This is a genomic window from Aeromonas salmonicida (genome assembly GCF_028355655.1).
In the GTDB taxonomy this organism is placed as follows: Bacteria; Pseudomonadota; Gammaproteobacteria; order Enterobacterales; family Aeromonadaceae; genus Aeromonas; species Aeromonas salmonicida.
The window spans coordinates 262,501-280,430 of the sequence record NZ_CP110645.1 but is presented as its reverse complement, the minus strand read 5'-3'; the positions used below and the strand labels follow the sequence as shown (position 1 = coordinate 280,430).

Genomic DNA, 17,930 nt, shown 5'->3' with positions numbered 1-17,930 from the left:
CCCATTGGCCCATGAGGAGCGGGATCCGTAGGCTGAACCCTATCAACAAGGAGAGACATTCATGACTGACAAGACACTGCACAGTGCCAACGGCGCCCCCGTCGTCGACAACAACAACAGCCTTACCGCCGGTCCCCGCGGCCCCGTGCTGATGCAAGATATCTGGTTGATGGAGAAACTCGCCCACTTCGACCGCGAGCGCATTCCCGAGCGGGTGGTTCACGCCAAGGGCTCGGGCGCCTACGGCACCTTTACCGTGACCCACGACATCAGAGCGTTCAGCAAAGCCGACCTGTTCAACGCCATCGGCAAGCAGACCCCGGTCTTCCTGCGCTTCTCCACCGTAGCCGGTGAGAAGGGTGCTGCCGATGCCGAGCGGGACGTACGCGGCTTCGCCCTCAAGTTCTACACAGAGCAGGGCAACTGGGATCTGGTGGGCAACAACACCCCGGTGTTCTTCATCCGCGATCCGCTGAAATTCCCCGACTTCATCCACACCCAGAAGCGGGATCCGCGCACCAACCTGCGCAGCGCCACCGCAGCCTGGGACTTCTGGTCCCGCCACCCCGAATCCCTGCATCAGGTCACCATACTGTTCAGCGATCGCGGCATTCCCAAGAGTCTGCGGGAGATGAACGGCTACGGCAGCCACACCTTCAGCTTTATCAACGACGCCAACGAACGCTTCTGGGTCAAGTTCCACTTCAAGACCGAGCAGGGCCACAGCTTCTACACAGATGAAGAGGCGGCCAATGTCGTCGGTCAGGATAGAGAGACCAGCCAGGCCGATCTGTACAATGCCATCGAGCGGGGCGACTTCCCGCGCTGGAAGGTTTATGTGCAGGTGATGCCGGAGGCCGACGCCCAGACCTACCAGATCCACCCGTTCGACCTCACCAAGGTGTGGCCGCACAGCGACTATCCGCTGATCCCGGTGGGCGTGCTGGAGCTCAACCAGAACCCTGACAACTACTTCGCCCACGTGGAGCAGGCGGCGTTCACCCCGGCCAACGTGGTGCCCGGCATCGGCTTCTCGCCGGATCGCATGCTGCAGGGACGGCTCTTCTCCTACGGCGACACCCAGCGCTATCGCCTCGGGGTCAACCACGGTCTACTGCCGGTCAACGCCCCGCGCTGCCCGTTCCACCACGGTGCCCATCGTGATGGCGCCATGCGCAGCGACAGCAATGGCGGCGCCAGCCCCAACTATCAGCCGAACCGCTTTGGCACTCAGCAGCCGAGCGAGCAGCACGAACCGGCCTTGAGTCTGGAAGGGGCTGCCCTGCACTACGATTTTCGTGACTACGACAGCGATTACTACAGCCAGCCGGGCAAGCTGTTCCGCATCATGGACGAGGGGCAGCGCTCGCGCCTCGCCGCCAATATGGCACGTTCCCTCATCAACGTGGAGGATGACGCCATCGTCGTCGCCCAGCTCCGGCATCTTGAGCAGGCAGACCCCGAGTACGCCAAGCGGGTGGAGCTGGCTCTGGCTGCGCTGCAACGCTAAGCGACCAGGATGCAATAAAAGAACGGGGGCCGGCGGGCCCCCTTCTTTCAACCCCAGTACACGGGATAAATTCTGAGCCCACGGCACGTCGAGTCTTGCAGCAGAAACGGCAATAAAAAAACGGAGCCCCAGGCTCCGTTTTCAATACTGTATCAATCCCGAACGGAACGCGCTTCGCGCTCTGCCCGTTCCCGTACCAACAGGCGTTTATACCACCAGTTACTGCGACGACGTTGAGTATTGGAAGAGCGACGAGCCATTTCTTAGGTCCCAGCCAAGAGAAGGAAAGAGCCGCATTATGCGATAGAGATCACGTCCATGTCTTTAGCTGGATCAAGAAAAGCCTCACTGGCCCAGGCTAATTGTCTCGCTATCCGACGGTGCCCTGGTCACAGGCGTCACCTGAGGCGGCAAGCGCCAGGCCAGTGGGCCATTGGTCTCCTGCTCGTTTTGCGGGCCACACTCCAGCCAGCGATTCCCCTGTTGAATTCGGGCACCCAGCGAATATTTCTGATCCTGATACCAGCAAATCCGTTCCGGCAGCGACCCCAACGGCAACACCCACTCGGTCCCGACCTCTGCCCGCGTCACCTTGACCGGTTCGGCCGCCACACCGCTCGTCCCCAACATGGCCAGCAACAGGCAAGTCGTCCCACCCTTGATTCGATTCATGACATCACTCCTTGCGCGATACCAGTATCGGGCGACCATAACAGGCGCAAACTTGATTAATAAGCCCAGCGCTGGCTGGCATTCCCGACCCAGTATGATAGCCTGCCAGCGCCTGCCCACGCCCGTCAAAAACGGCGCAGGAAAACCCCGGTAGATTTGTCATCCATCGACAAATATAACCTTATTTATCAAATCGTTATTTGGATATTATCCCAATGCGTATCATGCCGTTGCTCCAGGCGGCCTGCCTGAGCCTGATGTTGTCCGCCTGCGTTGCCCCCCTGCTGATGATGAGCCCGACCAGCCAGCTGATGTGGGCGCTGCTCAAACCCCTGGTGGGCTTCGATCCCAACGAAGCCAATCTGTTCGAACAGCCCATAATCAAGGATCGGATGACCAGTATTCTGGGCCCCAACTACGACAGCACCATGCAACTGCTCAAGACCGCCAACGAGCTGCAGCAGGAAGGCCCGCTGTTCTACGTGGTCTCCCGCTATGCCCCCATGCCGGATGTAGCCAAGCAGGCTGGCATGGTGTGGAACTCACAAACCAACCAGATGTCCGTCATGCTGCTCAAGGGGGATGGAACTCCTCAGGTATTTGGCGAAAATCTGGCGGCAGCGACACCGCGCTGGCCAACCGAGATGCAGGGCTGGCAGGCTCAAGCCAAACCGGCTGCGACCGCGCTATCCAGTGCCAACAATGCTCTGACCGATACCAACAAGGTACTGACGGGGGCCGCAGCGACCACCTCTGTACTCGGCAATGTGCTGGGTTCAATACAGCAAGGCGCCAGCAAGACAATGGCGGATACCACCAAACAAGTCGTCAGCAGTGCCACCGCCTCGGCGCAGCAGCAAGCCAACAAGGCAGTCGCCGATACCACCAAGCAAGTCGTCAGCAGCGCCACTGCCTCGGCGCAGCAGCAAGCCAACAAGGCCGTCGCAGATACCACCAAGCAAGTCGTCAGCAGCGCCACCGCCACGGTGCAACAGCAGGCCAACAAGGCCGTCGCCGAACCCGCCAAGCAAGCCGTCAGCAGCGCTACCACCACGGCGCAGCAGCAGGCCAACAAGGCCGTGGCCGAACCCGCCAAGCAAGCCGTCAGCAGCGCCACCGCCTCGGCGCAGCAGCAGGCCAACAAGGCCGTTGTCGAACCCGCCAAGCAAGCCGTCAGCAGCGCTACCACCACGGCGCAGCAGCAGGCCAACAAGGCCGTCGCCGAATCCACCAAGCAGGCTGTGAGCAGCAGCAAGGCCACCCTTGATGCGGCAGCCAAGGCCGACGCTGCGCGGCGACAGAGCGAACAGGCGCGCGCCGCCGCCGAAGCAGAGATGGAAGCGCTGCTCAAATAACCCGGACAGGCCATCATACGATGGCCTGTTTTCCCTCCCTCTCTCCCGAATTGTGCTGCGAATCCCCCCCTTGCAGCAGAAACCATGAACTTCTCGATATAGCCCCCTAAACTGGAAAAGATAATTTTTCGCAAGGAGTGCCGTCATGTCACGTCTGCTCAGCCTGATCATTTGCTGTTGTCTCGGAGCTGCACTGCCCGCCTCCGCATTCACCTACTATTCCGAGCAGAACATGCCGTTCAACGGCCAGGATGAGCAGGGCAACAGCACAGGGTTGGCGGTCGAACTGCTGAGGCTGATGTGGCAGGAGATGGGGGAACCGGAGCAACCCATTCACTTCATGCCCTGGGCCAAGGCCTGGTACCTGCTGACCCAGCAACCGGATGCAGTGTTGTTCACCACGGCACATACGCTGGCGCGGGATCCTCACTTCCTCTGGGTCTGTCCCATCAGCCACTCCCGGGTCTCATTGGTGGGCCGCAAACGGGATGCCCCCAACGTCAGCAACAAGGCCGACCTGGCCAAATTGCAGATTGGTGTCATGCAGGCCGATGTAGGGGAACAACTGCTGCTCAATCGGGGCATCAGCCCCGCCAACCTGATGTCGGTGGAGCGGATGGATCAGGTGGTACGCCAGCTCATCATGGCCCGCACCGATCTGGTGGCGGGCAACGAGGTGATGCTGTTTCATCAAGCCAAACAGCTGGGTTTTCCACCTGACACCTTCGTCACCGTCGCGACCCTGGCAGAGCAGGACAACTGCTTCGCGTTCAATCCGGCGGCCGACAAGCAGCAGGTCGCTCGCCTGCAACAGGCGCTGGACAAGGTCAGACAGGGAGAGGCGTTCAAGCGGCTGATCGCCCGCTATCAGGATGTGGTGCAATCCCCGCCAGCGGATCACCTGCCCCTGATTGAATGAAGACAGATGCAAACAGGCCACCCGAAGGTGGCCTGTTTCATTGCGGCACACTGTTACTGGAAGTGGCTGTCGTGTTCGGACTTCTTGGTCTGGGTGCTTTCGCTGTGCTCGATGGCGGTGCGGATGAGATCCACCCCGGCGCGGATGATCAGCACCCCCATATTGACCAGCTTGACGCAGACCCACATGAAGGTGATGAGCAGGATCAGCTTGAGCACTGTCTGGAACGCTTCCAGGAAGTTCTGTTCGAGCTGGCCGGTCAAGCCGCTGGCACTGGTCATCAGCCAAGTGTAGACCTCACGCACGAACGGGATTCGGCTCGGCATCTCCAGCACATCCAGTGCGGCAGGCAAGGCCTGAAAGATAACGATGCTGCCAAACAGTATCAGGATGACACCGATGGCAATGCCCAGAAAAAAACCAAACTGTTTCATGGAAGGTCCCAAGGTTTGCTGCATGAAAATAACATAGCTGCCAATACTAGGGACTGCCTCACCCCACGGCAATCCTTCCTCACCTTACTGCCGGGTGCCAAACCCGCCATTAGCTGGCATCCAGACAGGAAATCATTGCCCAACTATCTGATTTCTGTGACCCTTGCGCTCATCCACACCCACAGTTCAGGCGCCATGTTTCGCTACTGTTTTTTACTGATTTGTGCCCTGCTGCTGGTGCAACCAGCCTCAGCCGATCCCACCGCCGCCGTCTGCGTGGTCAAGCATCAGCAACAACTGCTGCTGGTGCAGGACAGAGTATCCTCCCGCTACAGCCTGGCCGGGGGCTACATAGATGCAGGCGAGACCCCGCAGCAGGCAGCGCAGCGCGAGTTGTTTGAAGAGACAGGGTTGCGAAGCCGGATCAGTGGTGAATTGGGACAATGGCAGGGAGCTGCCCTGTTCGCCTGCCAGGCCCTGCAACCCATCAGGGTACAAACAGGCTCGGGCTTTGTCTCACAGTTGCAGGCCCCCAACCTCGGCGGTGAAATACTCAATGCCAGGCTGATCGATCCGGCACAGTTGCCACATGCACAACGCCGCTTCCCGGCGCAGCTCGACTGGTTGGCCCCCAGATTGGCCGACATTCCCGACAGCCCTGTGTTGTGGCAGCACGACTTCAGTACCGACGGCAACGAGTTGCACAGGGCAGAGCTCCCGCTGATCCGGCAGTTGCAGAGCTGGCTCGGTACTGACGTGCTCTGGCTTGATGCCAGCAATCTGTTTGGTTCAGCCGCGTTTCAGCTTGCCCTGTTACCTTTGCTGCTGCCGCTGCTGGGCTGGCCTCGCCTGCGTCAGCTGTTGCTGGCCATGCTGACCCTTGCCCTGATGGTGCTCGTGGTCAAGGAGGGTATCGGCTGGCCCAGGCCCTTCCACCTCGATCCTGCACTGGCACAACAGAGTGCACAGGGCTTTGGCATGCCAAGCGGCCATGCTGCCTCGGCGCTGCTGTTCTGGGGCGTGCTGCTCAGGCTGTGCTGGCCCGCCAATCCCTGGCGCAGCGCAGCGTTGGCACTCTTGCTGGCTGTCACAACAGGGTTGGCCCGGGTCTGGCTCGGCGTTCATTTCTTCTCGGACGTGGCGGCAGGACTGCTGCTGGGCGCGCTGATGCTGGCAATTCACGCCGGATTATCCGGTATTTCAGCAACGCCACCGAGCTGGATCTGTCTGACCTTTGCCTGCGCACTGGCCGCCTGGTGGAGCCAATCCTCTGCCCTGGCTGGCCTTGCCATGTTCAGCCTGGGTCTGATGCTCGGCATGCTGCTACCCTTGGCGCGCGCCCGGACACAATACTTGCGAATGCTGACGGTTACCCTGCTCGGTGGCCTGCCCATCGGGGCGCTGCTGTGGTCGCTGCCAGTCTGGCTGACCAGCTCAGGACTCACTCTTCTGGGCCAGTGGCTACTCTATTGTTGCCTGGGGCTCTGGTTGAGCGCCGGCCTCTGGTGGATACTCTCACTCATGAACTCTGACCCGTTACCCAGGGGCTCCGGCTCCGACAAGGGATTGTTATGAATATGAAAAAAGTGGATTTAGCCAAGACCACGCTGGGGGTGCTGTTTCTCAGCATTCTCATCATCTCGTGCTTCATGGTGCTGCGCCCCTTCCTGCCTGCGCTGGTGTGGGCCACCATGATCACCATAGCCACCTGGCCACTGATGCGGATGGTACAACGCCTGCTGTGGGGCAAGCGCATGCTGGCAGCCCTCTTCATGACGCTGGTACTGCTGCTGATGTTTGTTATTCCGCTGTTCATGGCACTGGCCAATGTGGCGGAGCAAGCTCCCATGCTGATCGAGCTGGGCACCACCATCAGCCATTCACCGCCCCCCGAGCTGCTCTGGCTGCAACAGGTCCCTCTGGTGGGCACCAAGCTGTATGAGTTCTGGCAGCAGATCCTGGCGAGCGGCGGTCAGGTACTGTTTACCAAGCTGGCCCCCTACTTCGGTCAGACAGCCCGCTGGCTCGCCTCCCAGGCAGGCAATCTGGGCTTGCTGTTCGTGCACTTCCTGCTGACAGTCGGGATCTGCGGCGTGCTCTATCACTCGGGTGAGATGGTGGCGACCGGCATTCGCCGCTTCGCCCACCGCCTTGCTGGCGAGCGCGGTGACAATGCCACAGTGCTCGCCTCCCAGGCGATCCGCGCCGTGGCCATGGGCGTCGTGGTGACCGCGCTGGTGCAATCATCCGTGGCCGGTATCGGCCTGCTGATTGCAGGCATCCCCTACACCATGGTGCTGGTGGTGGTGATGTTCCTGCTGATCGTGGCCCAGATCGGCCCCTTCCCTGTATTGCTGGCCTGTATCGGTTATCTCTACTGGAGTGGTGACACCACCTGGGGCACCTTCCTGCTGGTATGGTCACTGTTTGCAGGCACCATGGACAACATACTGCGTCCCTTCCTCATCAAGCGAGGAGCGGATTTGCCGCTCATCCTGATACTGGTGGGGGTTATCGGCGGCTTGTTGACCATGGGAATTATCGGCCTCTTCATCGGCCCGGTCGTGCTGGCGGTGGGTTACACCCTGCTGGATGCCTGGGTGAGAGAAGATGAACAAGCCGTAGCAGAGCCGCTGCTTGCCCCGCCAAAGGCGGAGTGAAGGTTTGGCAATAATTAGCTGATACAAAGAGCCGCCCATCGGGCGGCTCTTCTGTTTCCAATGACCTGAATGGCATTACCCAGCCTCTGAGGCAGGTCACTGAATCGGGCTCGCTGGCGTGGTTAAATGGTCGGCTCACATCTTGCCGGATATTGCTGTGACCATGCCATCTGACCTTCAGCCGCTGCTGCCCTGGCCTGACTATCTGCAGGCATCCTGGCTGCGCTGCGCCCACCAGACCAGCGCCACCCTCTGGCATCCGCCCCACAGCGCCAAGGGGCAGACCTTGCAGAGCCTGCGTCAGCGCAAGCGGGACTTGCTCACCACCGGCGAGATGGCCCTCGAAGATCTCTACGAATTTATGGAGGGGCGCCCCTGCGCCCTGCTGCTCACCGACGAGAGCGGCTGTCTGCTGGCCCGCACCGGCCACCCCGACACACTGGCGGAGCTGGCAGCGCTCGGGTTTGGCCCCGGCGCCTTTTTCAGTGAGGGGCGCATCGGCACCAATGCCATCAATCTGGCGGCGCTGGAGGGAGTGCCGCTCTGCGTCAGCGGCCCCCAGCACTTCAACCAGACCCTGCACCCGTGGCACAGCTGCGCCAGCCCGGTTTACAACAGTAATGGCCGTCAGGTCGCCATCATCGCCCTGATCTGCAAGGTGGAGGCGGCGAGCGCCGGCGATCTGGCGCTCGCCGTCAGCGCAGGGCGCGAGCTGGCCCATCTGCTGCAGATGGAGACCCTGATGCAGGAGTCCCAGCACCACCTGAGCGAGCTCTACGCCCTGCTCGATGGCATGGATGACGGCGTGCTGGCCTGGGATCCCCAGGGCCGACTGCGCTACCTCAACGCGCTGGCGGCACACCGGCTGCGGCTCGATCCGGCGCTCTGTCTCGGCCAGCCGCTGGAGCAGCACCTGCTGTTGCCCCAGCGGTTGCAGCTGGCCATCAAGGGGCAGACGCCACTGAGTCATGTGGAGGTGACGCTGGAGCGGCTCGGCGCTCAGGAGGGGGAGTTTATCAATGCGCTGGTGAGCCTCAAGCCGCTGCCGGGGCCGGAGGGGGTCAGCTTTATCGCCCTGCTGCACCCGGTCGATCGGCTGCGGGCCATTCACCAGCTGCGCCAGACGGTGCCCGAGCTCTCGGCGCTGGTGGGGGAATCGAGCGCCATGCGCAAGCTGCTGCGCTACGCCCGGCAGGCGGCCCAGAGTCAGGGGCCGATCTTGCTGCGCGGCGAGGAGGAGGTGGGCAAGGCCCAGCTGGCGGAGGCGATCCACTTTGGCAGCGAGCGGGCCGCCGGGCCGCTCATTACCCTCAACTGTCAGGCGCTGCCGAGCGAGCGGATGGCGCTGGAGCTGATGGGTTCCGACGAGGCGGGGCAGGAGCGGGCGGGCAAGTTCGAGCTGGCCCACGGCGGCACGTTAGTGCTGGAGCAGGTGGAGTGCCTCTCTGCCCCCATGCAGGCAGCGCTGCTGCAACTGCTCAAGACCGGCCGTATCCAGCGTTTCGATTCGGCCCGCATCCTGCCGCTCAAGGTGCGGATCATCGCCACCAGCAGCGCCCCGCTGGAGCAACTGGTGCAGGAGGGGCTGTTTGGCCGCCAGCTGCTCTATGCGCTGCAGGCGTGCGAGCTGTGGCTGCCGGGGCTGCGGGAACGCGCGGCGGATCTGCCGGGTCTGATCAGCCAGCAACTAGGGGCGCAGGGGCGCGAGCCGGTGCGCCAGTTCAGTCCGGCGGCCCTCGATTGTCTGCTCGCCTATCCTTGGCCCGGCAATCTGGGGGAGCTGCGCAGCGCCGTCGAGCATGCCCTGCTTCACGCCGGTCAGGGGCAGATCCCGCCGGAGGCGCTGCCTGCCGCCATTCGCCACGGCTATCAGTTGGTGGCGGACGAGGTGGTGGGGCAACCGCTGCTCACTCTGGCAGAGCTGGAGCGCCAAGCCATTTTGCGCTGCGCCCACGCCTGCAAGGGGCAAGTGAGCCAGATGGCCCAGCATCTTGGCATCAGCCGCACCACCCTCTGGCGACGACTGAAACTGCTCGAGATCGATCCCGCCGACTATCACGGCTGACGGCGAGCGTCGCCAACTGGCCCGTAGAAAATGAAACGGCCCCGCAGATGCGGGGCCGTGTTATATGGCAAGGTCAGCGGTGGTGCGCTTACAGCCCCAGCTGGTGGGCGGTGACGATGGCCGCCAGCACATCCTCGGCAGTGACCTTGAACGGCATGTTGTGGATGGTCTCGCCCTCGGCGGTAGAGGCTTTGGCCACCTCCATCAAGCGCGCCATGTCCAGCTCCTTGACTCCCATCATATGCAGGTTGGTCGGCAGGCCGATCGAGCGGCAGAAACCCAGCACCGTTTCGATCTCCGCCATCGGCGCATTCTCCAGCACCAGCTGCACCAGGGTACCGAACGCCACTTTCTCACCGTGGTAGAGGTGGTGGCACTCGGCCAGCTGGGTCAGGCCATTGTGGATGGCGTGGGCGGCGGCCAGCCCGCTGCTCTCGAAGCCAATACCGCTCAGGTAGGTGTTGGCCTCGATGATGTTCTCCACCGCCTTGGTGCAGAGCCCCTGTTCCACCGCCAGCTTGGCCTTGTAGCCATCGGCCAGCAGGGTTTTGTAGCAGAGCTCGGCAATAGCCTGCGCCGCCAGCGTAGAGGCGCCACCGGCCATGGTTTGGCAACCGGAGACCTTGTTGGCGCGCGCCTCGAAGTAGGTGGAGAGCGCATCCCCCATGCCGGAGACCAACAGCCGCACCGGTGCGCGGGAGACCACGCCGGTATCCATGATGACCATGTTGGGGTTGGTCGGGATCATCAGGTATTCGCTGAACTGCCCTTCCGGGGTGTAGATGACCGCCAGCGCGCTGGTGGGGGCATCGGTGGAGGCGATGGTGGGCACTATGACCACCGGCACCTTCTGGTAGAAGGCGACTGACTTGGCGGTATCCAGCGTTTTGCCGCCGCCGATGCCGATGATGACGTCAAACGGCGTCTGCTTGCAGCGGGCCAGCAGGCGGTCGATCTCGGGACGGGAGCACTCGCCGTTGAAGCAGTCGAATTCCGGCTTGATACCGGCGCCGTGGAAGCTGGTGGCCACGGTATCGCCCACCAGCTTGGTGACGAAGGCGTCGGCCAGAATAAGCGGCTTGCTGCCGAGTGCTTTGACGTAGTTGCCGATATTGGCGAGGGCCCCGTTGCCTTGCACGTATTTGCTGGGGCTGATGATGATGCGGTCCATATTCTATCCCTCTCTCTAGTTCATAAGACTTCTTTTGAAACTAACAGGGGCGAAGGGGCGGCAGTGCCGGGGAGTCCTTCGTCTTTACTTGCATTACAGTGGCGCTGCACAGACTCAGCGAGCGAGTGCAGCGCCTTGAAACAGTGGGGTGCGACGTCAGTCGCCGAAGCGCTCGGCTGCCAGCTGCTGGAAGCAGGCCAATGCGGCGGTGGCATCCTCCCCGCGCGCCAGCAGGGCGAGGGTGTCGCCCTGACGCACGTTGAGCATGGTGAGCCGGGTCAGGCTGCGGGGGTTGGCCTCTTTATCCCCTTTTTGCAGCTTGAGTTCAGCGGCAAAGGGCTTGAGGGCGGCCACCAGTCGGGCGGCGGGGCGCACATGCAGGCCGTGGGGGTTATCCACCACCACCTCGCAGCGCAGCCAGCCGTCGTCGGTAACGGGGGCGGTCTCAGTGGCGGCCAGCGCCGCGCGGGCGGGCAGCATCGCCTGTTTCGGGCCCAGCGCGCCGAGTGCCTCGGCGGCTACCTCATCCAGCGTCATGCCGGAACCAGCTGCCACCACGGCGGCCAGGGTGCCCTCGACCAGCGGGGCGGGGCAGAGCCGCACCCGGGCGCTCAGCTCCGGTGGCAGCAGTTCGAGGGCGGTTTCGGCGCTGAGCAGAGCGCTGCCCAAGTCCATCAGCACCAGCACACCGCTGCCGTCGTCCGCTTCTTCAATCGCACTCATCACCGCGATGGCATCTGTGCCGATGGGGTGGTCGGGGTCATCGACCCCGGCCGCCAGCAGCAATCTGGCCGGGCTGCCGAGCTGGTCGGCCAGCGCTTTCAAGCCGGCCGCCAGTATGGCGCTGTGAGAGACAACTACGATTCCGATCATGTCACAACCTCGCTCTGTCACGCAGGGCGGTCAGCAGCAGCAGGGTCGAGGTGGCCCCGGCATCCTGATGGCCGATGCTGCGCTCGCCAAGATAGCTGGCGCGCCCCTTACGGGCCTGCATCTGGATGGTGGCCTCGGTACCGGCTGCGGCGGCTGCCACTGCCTTGTCCAGCGCTTCGTTGAGGGGCAGATCTTGCTGCTGGGCCTGTTGCAGGGCGGCCAGTGTTGGCCACCAGGCGTCGCACATGGTCTTGTCACCCGGCTCGGCACGGCCGCGGGAGACGATCCCCTCGACCCCATCGCTCAGCATTTTGCATAGCTGGCTGAGGCTCAGGCTCTGGCAGGCGTCGGTACTGGCCGCTGCCCGGATAAAGAAGGTGCCGTAGAGCGGGCCGCTGGCGCCGCCGACCGAGGAGAGCAGGGTCATGCCGGTGGTTTTCAGCACCTGGCCGATATCCTTGTCTGCCACCGCAGGCAGCTTCTCGGCCACCTTGGTAAAGCCGCGCTGCATGTTGAGACCGTGGTCGCCATCGCCGATGTCGGTATCCAGCGCAGTGAGGTAGTCACGCTGCTCGGTGAAGATGTGTTCGCAGTCGAGCAGCCAATTGACGATGTGATGTTTGCTTAGCATGAGAGTAAGGGCTCCTTAGCAGCCGCGACGCAGGGCGGGGGTGTGAACGGGGGCATCCCACAGGGTCATCAGCTCGTCGTCCACCTTGAGCAATGTGATGGAGATACCTGTCATGTCGAGGGCGGTGCAGTAGGGACCTATCAGGTTGCGCACCAGATGGATGCCCGCCTCTTCGCACAGGGCCGCGAGGCGACCATAGACGCCATACAGCTCTGAAATCGGGGTGCCGCCCAGGCTGTTGACCAGGGCTATGACACGATCGCCCCGGTTGAGCGGTTCGATGAAGGTGTGCTCTTCCTGCCAGCTGCCGGAGGCTCTGTCCCAATGGCGCAGGGTGCGGCCATAGGGGGTGTTGTCCGCCAGCTCGCTGAACATGTCATCCACCAGGGTATTGAGGTCGGTGAAGGGGCGGCGCGCTATACCGGGTTCGCCGTGGATGCCCACGCCAAACTCCATCTCGTTGTCCGCCAGAGTGAAGGAGGGCTTGCCGGCGGCAGGCACGGTACAGGCGTGCATGGCGACGCCTATGGTGCGGCTCTGGTTGTTGATGCGACGGGCCAGTGCCTCGCAATGGGCCAGGTCATAGCCCGCTTCGGCTGCGGCACCCACCAGTTTTTCGCACAGCACTGTGGTGGCGACGCCACGACGACCGGCGGTATAGAGGCTGTCTTTCACCGCCACGTCGTCATCGATCAGCGAGAAGCCGACCTTGACGCCATCGCCATGCAGCAGCTCGACCGCAGTCTCGAAGTTGAGCACGTCGCCGGTGTAGTTCTTCACCAAAAACAGCACGCCCGCGCCGCCATCAACGGCCTGACCGCACTCGTACATCTGATCCGGAGTCGGCGAGGTAAAAATCTCGCCAGGGCAGGCGCCATCCAGCATCCCCTTGCCCACCAGACCGCCGTGCATCGGCTCGTGGCCGCTGCCACCGCCGGAGACCAGCGCGACCTTGCCCATCACTGGAGAATCGGCGCGGGTGATGTAGTGGGGTTCGATACGTACCTTGAGCTCGGGGTGGGCGGCGGCCATCCCCATCAGTTGTTCACGGACCACGGCATCGACGGCATTGATCAGTTTCTTCATGGCTCACTCCTTGGCTTGCCACCACACGGGTGGGCAAATGGTTGATGGAGCCAGTCTAACGGGATAAATCGGGAGAAAAATGATGGCCGGTTCGGTTCGGATTTGAAACAGGAGAAAGGCCATTGGTGTTTCAATCTGAAACGGCGAGAGGCAAACGGGCGAGAAACTGTTAGCGGCCTCACAGCCATGAAAAAGGGCCCGCAGGGCCCTTCGCTACAACCGGAATAAGTGGACAGGTTAGATGGCCCAGCCACCGGCATAGAAGATCACCAGTGCCACGGCAATGATGACGGTACCGACGTTGAGTTTCTTCCACTCGGCGGCAAACAGACGACCCACGACCAGCGCCACGAAGCCCAGCATGATGCCGGTGACGATGTTGCAGGTGAGCACGATGAAGACGGCGCACAGCATGCCAGCGAGGGCATCGACCGAATCGCTGAAGTCCAGCTTGGTGACGTTACCCAGCATCAGCAGGCCGACGTACATCAGGGCCGGTGCGGTGGCATAAGCCGGTACCAGATAGCTGAGCGGCGAGAGAAAGATCATCAGCAGGAACAGCACGCCGACCAAGGCTGCGGTCAGGCCGGTCTTGCCACCGGCCGCAGTGCCTGCGGCAGACTCGATGTAGACGGCAGCCGGAGCTCCACCCACCACGCCAGCGACCATGCTGCTGACGGAGTCGGCAGTCAAGGCCTTGCCGCCGCTGATGATGTGTCCACGCTCGTTGATAAGGCCCGCCTGACCCGCTACGGCACGTATGGTGCCGGTCGCGTCAAACACGGCGGTCATCACCAGCGCTAGTACGGTCGGAATGACCACAGGATTGAGGGCGCCCAGCAGATCCATGCTGCCAACCAGAGAGCCTTTCTCGCCGGTCAGGCTCGGCATGGCGAAGAAACCCTGCCAGGTCACCTTGGGATCGAAAATCAGTCCCAGGATAGAGATGGCGACGATCACCATCAGGATGCCGCCTGGCACCTTGCGACGCTCCAGACCGAAGATGGCGGCCAGACCCAGTACCGTCATGATGACCGGGAAGGAGGTCACCTCACCCAGCTGAACCGGCAGACCGGCCCCTTCGTTCTTGATCACCATGCCGACGCCGTTGGTAGCGATCAGCAGCAGAAACAGACCGATACCGATGCCGGTGCCGTGGGCGATACCGGAGGGGAGGTTATCCAGGATCCACTGGCGCACGCCTGTGACGCTGATCAGGGTAAACAGCACACCCATCAGGAAGATGGCGCCGAGGGCAACCGGAATGCTCAGTCCCTGACCCAGTACCAGACTGAAGGCGGTAAAGGCGGTGAGGGAGATGGCGCAACCGATAGCCATGGGCAGCTTGGCCCACAGCCCCATCAGCAGAGAGCCGAAGGCGGCGATCAAACAGGTGGCCACGAAGACGGGGCCTTGCTCAAAACCGGCAGCACCCAGCATGTTCGGTACCACTATGATGCTGTAGACCATGGCAAGGAAGGTAGTCAGCCCTGCCAACAGCTCCTGGCGCACACTGCTACCGCGCGCGGAAATGGAAAAATAAGAGTCCAAAAAGCCGCCGTTCCCTGATTGGGCGGCCATATCTTGCTTTGCCATGACATGTCCTGAAAGTGTGAAGGAAATCGTTTGCGTTTGTGGCGCGCAAAATAGCAAGAATTTGTCGAAATTGCAGCGAATTCCCTGACTTTTTCATCAAAATGGCGGAAAGCGTTCTCGTTCGGACACAAGTTTGCATACCAGCTTGTTACTGCTATCACCTTCACCCAGGAGACACACTTCTATACTGCAGAGAACCCATTCGCACAGCCAGACGGGAGAGAACCCATGCACACACGCAATCTGCTGAACGATATCCCCTCGCCACTGCCTACCGAACTCTTTCAGGATCTGGTCAGTACCAACCACCTGCGGATAGAGCGCATTCTCTCTCACGGACATCAGACAGCACCGGGAGAGTGGTACGATCAAGATGAACATGAGTGGATCCTGGTCGTACAGGGCGAAGCCAATCTGCTGTTCGTCGATCCCCAGACTCAGGCACAACAGTCGGTACAACTGGGCCCGGGCGATCACATCAATATTCCCGCCCGCCAGAAACACAGAGTGGAATGGACTCACCCCGACATGACAACAGTCTGGCTCTGCGTGTTTTACTGAGGTGTATGAAGGGAACGAAAAAGGCAGGCCTTAGACCTTGAATGGGATTGAATTGATACAGCCAAGGAAATATTGAGAAGGTTGAAGCGGATGAACTTGAGGGATCGCAAAAGCAAAAAGGCCTTCCCGATTGGGAAGGCCTTCAAATTAATGGCGGAGCGGACGGGACTCGAACCCGCGCCCCCCGGCGTGACAGGCCGGTATTCTAACCAACTGAACTACCGCTCCGCTGTCTGGTTAGCTTTTTGCTAAATTGTCTGCCGTTTCAACGAGGTGTCATCCTCTCGGCCAATGACGTGATTTTGCACATCATCGTTTAATTGGGTGCCTGGCAGTGTCCTACTCTCGCATGGCGAATGCCACACTACCATCGGCGCTACCGCGTTTCACTTCTGAGTTCGGCATGGGATCAGGTGGTTCCACGGCGCTATGGCCGCCAGGCAAATTCTTAATCTAGAAAGCTGACGTGAATAACGATTTACCTGTTGGCTTCGCTATCACTGAATTTGTAAGTAGTTCGTTCATTCGCTACAAGGCCCAGAACACTTCTTGGGTGTTGTATGGTTAAGCCTCACGGGTAATTAGTACGGGTTAGCTCAATGCATCGCTGCACTTACACACCCCGCCTATCAACGTTGTGGTCTCCAACGGCCCTTTAGGACCCTCAAGGGGTCAGGGATGACTCATCTCAGGGCTCGCTTCCCGCTTAGATGCTTTCAGCGGTTATCGATTCCGAACTTAGCTACCGGGCAGTGCCACTGGCGTGACAACCCGAACACCAGAGGTTCGTTCACTCCGGTCCTCTCGTACTAGGAGCAACTCCCTTCAATCATCCAACGCCCACGGCAGATAGGGACCGAACTGTCTCACGACGTTCTGAACCCAGCTCGCGTACCACTTTAAATGGCGAACAGCCATACCCTTGGGACCGACTTCAGCCCCAGGATGTGATGAGCCGACATCGAGGTGCCAAACACCGCCGTCGATATGAACTCTTGGGCGGTATCAGCCTGTTATCCCCGGAGTACCTTTTATCCGTTGAGCGATGGCCCTTCCATTCAGAACCACCGGATCACTATGACCTACTTTCGTACCTGCTCGACCTGTCCGTCTCGCAGTTAAGCTGGCTTATGCCATTGCACTAACCTCCTGATGTCCGACCAGGATTAGCCAACCTTCGTGCTCCTCCGTTACTCTTTGGGAGGAGACCGCCCCAGTCAAACTACCCACCAGGCACTGTCCGCGAGCCCGATTCAGGGCCCTGCGTTAGAACATCAAACATACAAGGGTGGTATTTCAAGGACGGCTCCAGCGCAACTGGCGTCGCGCCTTCAAAGCCTCCCACCTATCCTACACATGTAGGTTCAATGTTCAGTGCCAAGCTGTAGTAAAGGTTCACGGGGTCTTTCCGTCTAGCCGCGGGTACACCGCATCTTCACGGCGAATTCGATTTCACTGAGTCTCGGGTGGAGACAGCATGGCCATGGTTACACCATTCGTGCAGGTCGGAACTTACCCGACAAGGAATTTCGCTACCTTAGGACCGTTATAGTTACGGCCGCCGTTTACCGGGGCTTCGATCAAGAGCTTCGCTTGCGCTAACCCCATCAATTAACCTTCCGGCACCGGGCAGGTGTCACACCCTATACGTCCACTTTCGTGTTTGCAGAGTGCTGTGTTTTTGATAAACAGTCCCAGCCATCTGGTCACTGCGACTCCCAACTGCTCCATCCGCAAGGGACTTCACTGTCAAGAGCGAACCTTCTCCCGAAGTTACGGTTCTATTTTGCCTAGTTCCTTCACCCGAGTTCTCTCAAGCGCCTTGGTATTCTCTACCCGACCACCTGTGTCGGTTTGGGGTACGATGACTTGTAATCTGAAGCTTAGAGGCTTTTCCTGGAAGCAGGGCATCAATGGCTTCACCACCGTAGTGGCTTCGTCTCGTGTCTCAGTGTTGTGTCTCCGGATTTGCCTAGAAACACCACCTACGCACTTTCACCAGGACAACCGTCGCCTGGCCCACCTAGCCTTCTCCGTCCCCCCATCGCAATTACAAGTCGTGCAGGAATATTAACCTGCTTCCCATCGATTACGCCTTTCGGCCTCACCTTAGGGGTCGACTCACCCTGCCCCGATTAACGTTGGACAGGAACCCTTGGTCTTCCGGCGAGGAGGCTTTTCACTCCCTTTATCGTTACTTACGTCAGCATTCGCACTTCTGATATCTCCAGCATACCTCTCGATACACCTTCGCAGACTTACAGAACGCTCCCCTACCACTCACACATAAGTGTGAATCCGCGGCTTCGGTGCCTGGTTTGAGCCCCGTTACATCTTCCGCGCAGGCCGACTCGACTAGTGAGCTATTACGCTTTCTTTAAATGATGGCTGCTTCTA

14 protein-coding genes, 1 tRNA gene and 2 rRNA genes (1 of these 17 running past the window's edge) are annotated in these 17,930 nt (G+C 60.7%); 7 read left to right on the top strand and 10 right to left on the bottom strand.

The annotated features are described in order from the left end of the window. The first annotated feature begins 61 nt into the window (after nucleotides 1-61). A complete protein-coding gene (locus ONZ54_RS01410; RefSeq protein ID WP_271787304.1) occupies nucleotides 62-1,510 on the top strand; it encodes a catalase in 1,449 nt (482 codons plus the stop codon). 345 nt (nucleotides 1,511-1,855) lie between these two features. Here ONZ54_RS01410 and ONZ54_RS01405 read toward each other — a convergent pair whose 3' ends face one another. Next, on the bottom strand, nucleotides 1,856-2,182 hold the full coding sequence (locus ONZ54_RS01405; RefSeq protein ID WP_017411879.1) for a YnjH family protein: 327 nt from the start codon (nucleotides 2,180-2,182) through the stop codon (nucleotides 1,856-1,858). A gap of 215 nt (nucleotides 2,183-2,397) precedes the next feature. Here ONZ54_RS01405 and ONZ54_RS01400 point away from each other — a divergent pair, with 215 nt between their 5' ends. After that, a complete protein-coding gene (locus tag ONZ54_RS01400) occupies nucleotides 2,398-3,537 on the top strand; it encodes a hypothetical protein (RefSeq protein WP_271787303.1) in 1,140 nt (379 codons plus the stop codon). A gap of 145 nt (nucleotides 3,538-3,682) precedes the next feature. Then, nucleotides 3,683-4,456, top strand: coding sequence for a substrate-binding periplasmic protein (locus ONZ54_RS01395; RefSeq protein ID WP_087756702.1), 774 nt, complete (start codon nucleotides 3,683-3,685; stop codon nucleotides 4,454-4,456). Nucleotides 4,457-4,509: 53 nt separating this feature from the next. Here the strand turns inward: ONZ54_RS01395 and ONZ54_RS01390 are convergent, their stop codons facing one another. Continuing rightward, entirely contained in the window at nucleotides 4,510-4,890 is a 381-nt protein-coding gene (locus tag ONZ54_RS01390) for a hypothetical protein (protein WP_165484199.1), read from the bottom strand. A 195-nt stretch (nucleotides 4,891-5,085) separates the two neighbouring features. Here ONZ54_RS01390 and ONZ54_RS01385 point away from each other — a divergent pair, with 195 nt between their 5' ends. The 3 genes from ONZ54_RS01385 (at nucleotide 5,086) to dhaR (ending at nucleotide 9,615) form a co-directional block, all read left to right on the top strand. Continuing rightward, nucleotides 5,086-6,465 carry a bifunctional NUDIX hydrolase/phosphatase PAP2 family protein gene (locus tag ONZ54_RS01385; RefSeq protein WP_271788235.1) on the top strand — a complete coding sequence of 460 codons (1,380 nt, stop codon included), beginning with the start codon at nucleotides 5,086-5,088 and terminating at the stop codon, nucleotides 6,463-6,465. Then, nucleotides 6,462-7,550 (top strand): AI-2E family transporter YdiK, encoded by a 1,089-nt coding sequence (ydiK, locus tag ONZ54_RS01380; RefSeq protein ID WP_271787302.1) that lies wholly within the window; start codon nucleotides 6,462-6,464, stop codon nucleotides 7,548-7,550. Before ONZ54_RS01385 ends, ydiK begins: the two co-directional genes overlap by 4 nt. Before the next feature lie 163 nt (nucleotides 7,551-7,713). Next, on the top strand, nucleotides 7,714-9,615 hold the full coding sequence (gene dhaR, locus ONZ54_RS01375; protein ID WP_271787301.1) for a dihydroxyacetone kinase operon transcriptional regulator DhaR: 1,902 nt from the start codon (nucleotides 7,714-7,716) through the stop codon (nucleotides 9,613-9,615). Nucleotides 9,616-9,703: 88 nt separating this feature from the next. On the opposite strand, the gene ONZ54_RS01370 is transcribed toward dhaR, so the two are convergent. The 5 genes from ONZ54_RS01370 to ONZ54_RS01350 all read right to left on the bottom strand — a co-directional run bounded on the left by ONZ54_RS01370 (nucleotide 9,704) and on the right by ONZ54_RS01350 (nucleotide 14,972). After that, nucleotides 9,704-10,786, bottom strand: coding sequence for a glycerol dehydrogenase (locus ONZ54_RS01370; protein WP_202012633.1), 1,083 nt, complete (start codon nucleotides 10,784-10,786; stop codon nucleotides 9,704-9,706). A 156-nt stretch (nucleotides 10,787-10,942) separates the two neighbouring features. Further along, on the bottom strand, nucleotides 10,943-11,659 hold the full coding sequence (gene dhaM / locus ONZ54_RS01365) for a dihydroxyacetone kinase phosphoryl donor subunit DhaM (protein WP_271787300.1): 717 nt from the start codon (nucleotides 11,657-11,659) through the stop codon (nucleotides 10,943-10,945). Nucleotide 11,660: 1 nt separating this feature from the next. Continuing rightward, on the bottom strand, nucleotides 11,661-12,290 hold the full coding sequence (gene dhaL, locus ONZ54_RS01360; RefSeq protein ID WP_271787299.1) for a dihydroxyacetone kinase subunit DhaL: 630 nt from the start codon (nucleotides 12,288-12,290) through the stop codon (nucleotides 11,661-11,663). Between the two features lie 15 nt (nucleotides 12,291-12,305). Next, a complete protein-coding gene (gene dhaK / locus ONZ54_RS01355) occupies nucleotides 12,306-13,376 on the bottom strand; it encodes a dihydroxyacetone kinase subunit DhaK (protein ID WP_005316680.1) in 1,071 nt (356 codons plus the stop codon). A 237-nt stretch (nucleotides 13,377-13,613) separates the two neighbouring features. Further along, complete coding sequence (locus ONZ54_RS01350; RefSeq protein WP_271787298.1) at nucleotides 13,614-14,972, bottom strand: NCS2 family permease; 1,359 nt, start codon at nucleotides 14,970-14,972, stop codon at nucleotides 13,614-13,616. A gap of 228 nt (nucleotides 14,973-15,200) precedes the next feature. Here ONZ54_RS01350 and ONZ54_RS01345 point away from each other — a divergent pair, with 228 nt between their 5' ends. Continuing rightward, the gene (locus ONZ54_RS01345) at nucleotides 15,201-15,533 is read left to right on the top strand and encodes a cupin domain-containing protein (protein WP_021139898.1); all 333 of its coding nucleotides are present in this window, start codon (nucleotides 15,201-15,203) and stop codon (nucleotides 15,531-15,533) included. 151 nt (nucleotides 15,534-15,684) lie between these two features. On the opposite strand, the gene ONZ54_RS01340 is transcribed toward ONZ54_RS01345, so the two are convergent. From ONZ54_RS01340 to ONZ54_RS01330, 3 genes are all read right to left on the bottom strand, one after another. Then, nucleotides 15,685-15,761: transfer RNA gene (locus ONZ54_RS01340), tRNA-Asp, on the bottom strand. A 98-nt stretch (nucleotides 15,762-15,859) separates the two neighbouring features. Further along, nucleotides 15,860-15,974: ribosomal RNA gene (gene rrf / locus ONZ54_RS01335) — 5S ribosomal RNA — on the bottom strand. A gap of 119 nt (nucleotides 15,975-16,093) precedes the next feature. Next, nucleotides 16,094-17,930: ribosomal RNA gene (locus ONZ54_RS01330) — 23S ribosomal RNA — on the bottom strand; it runs 1,053 nt beyond the window's last position.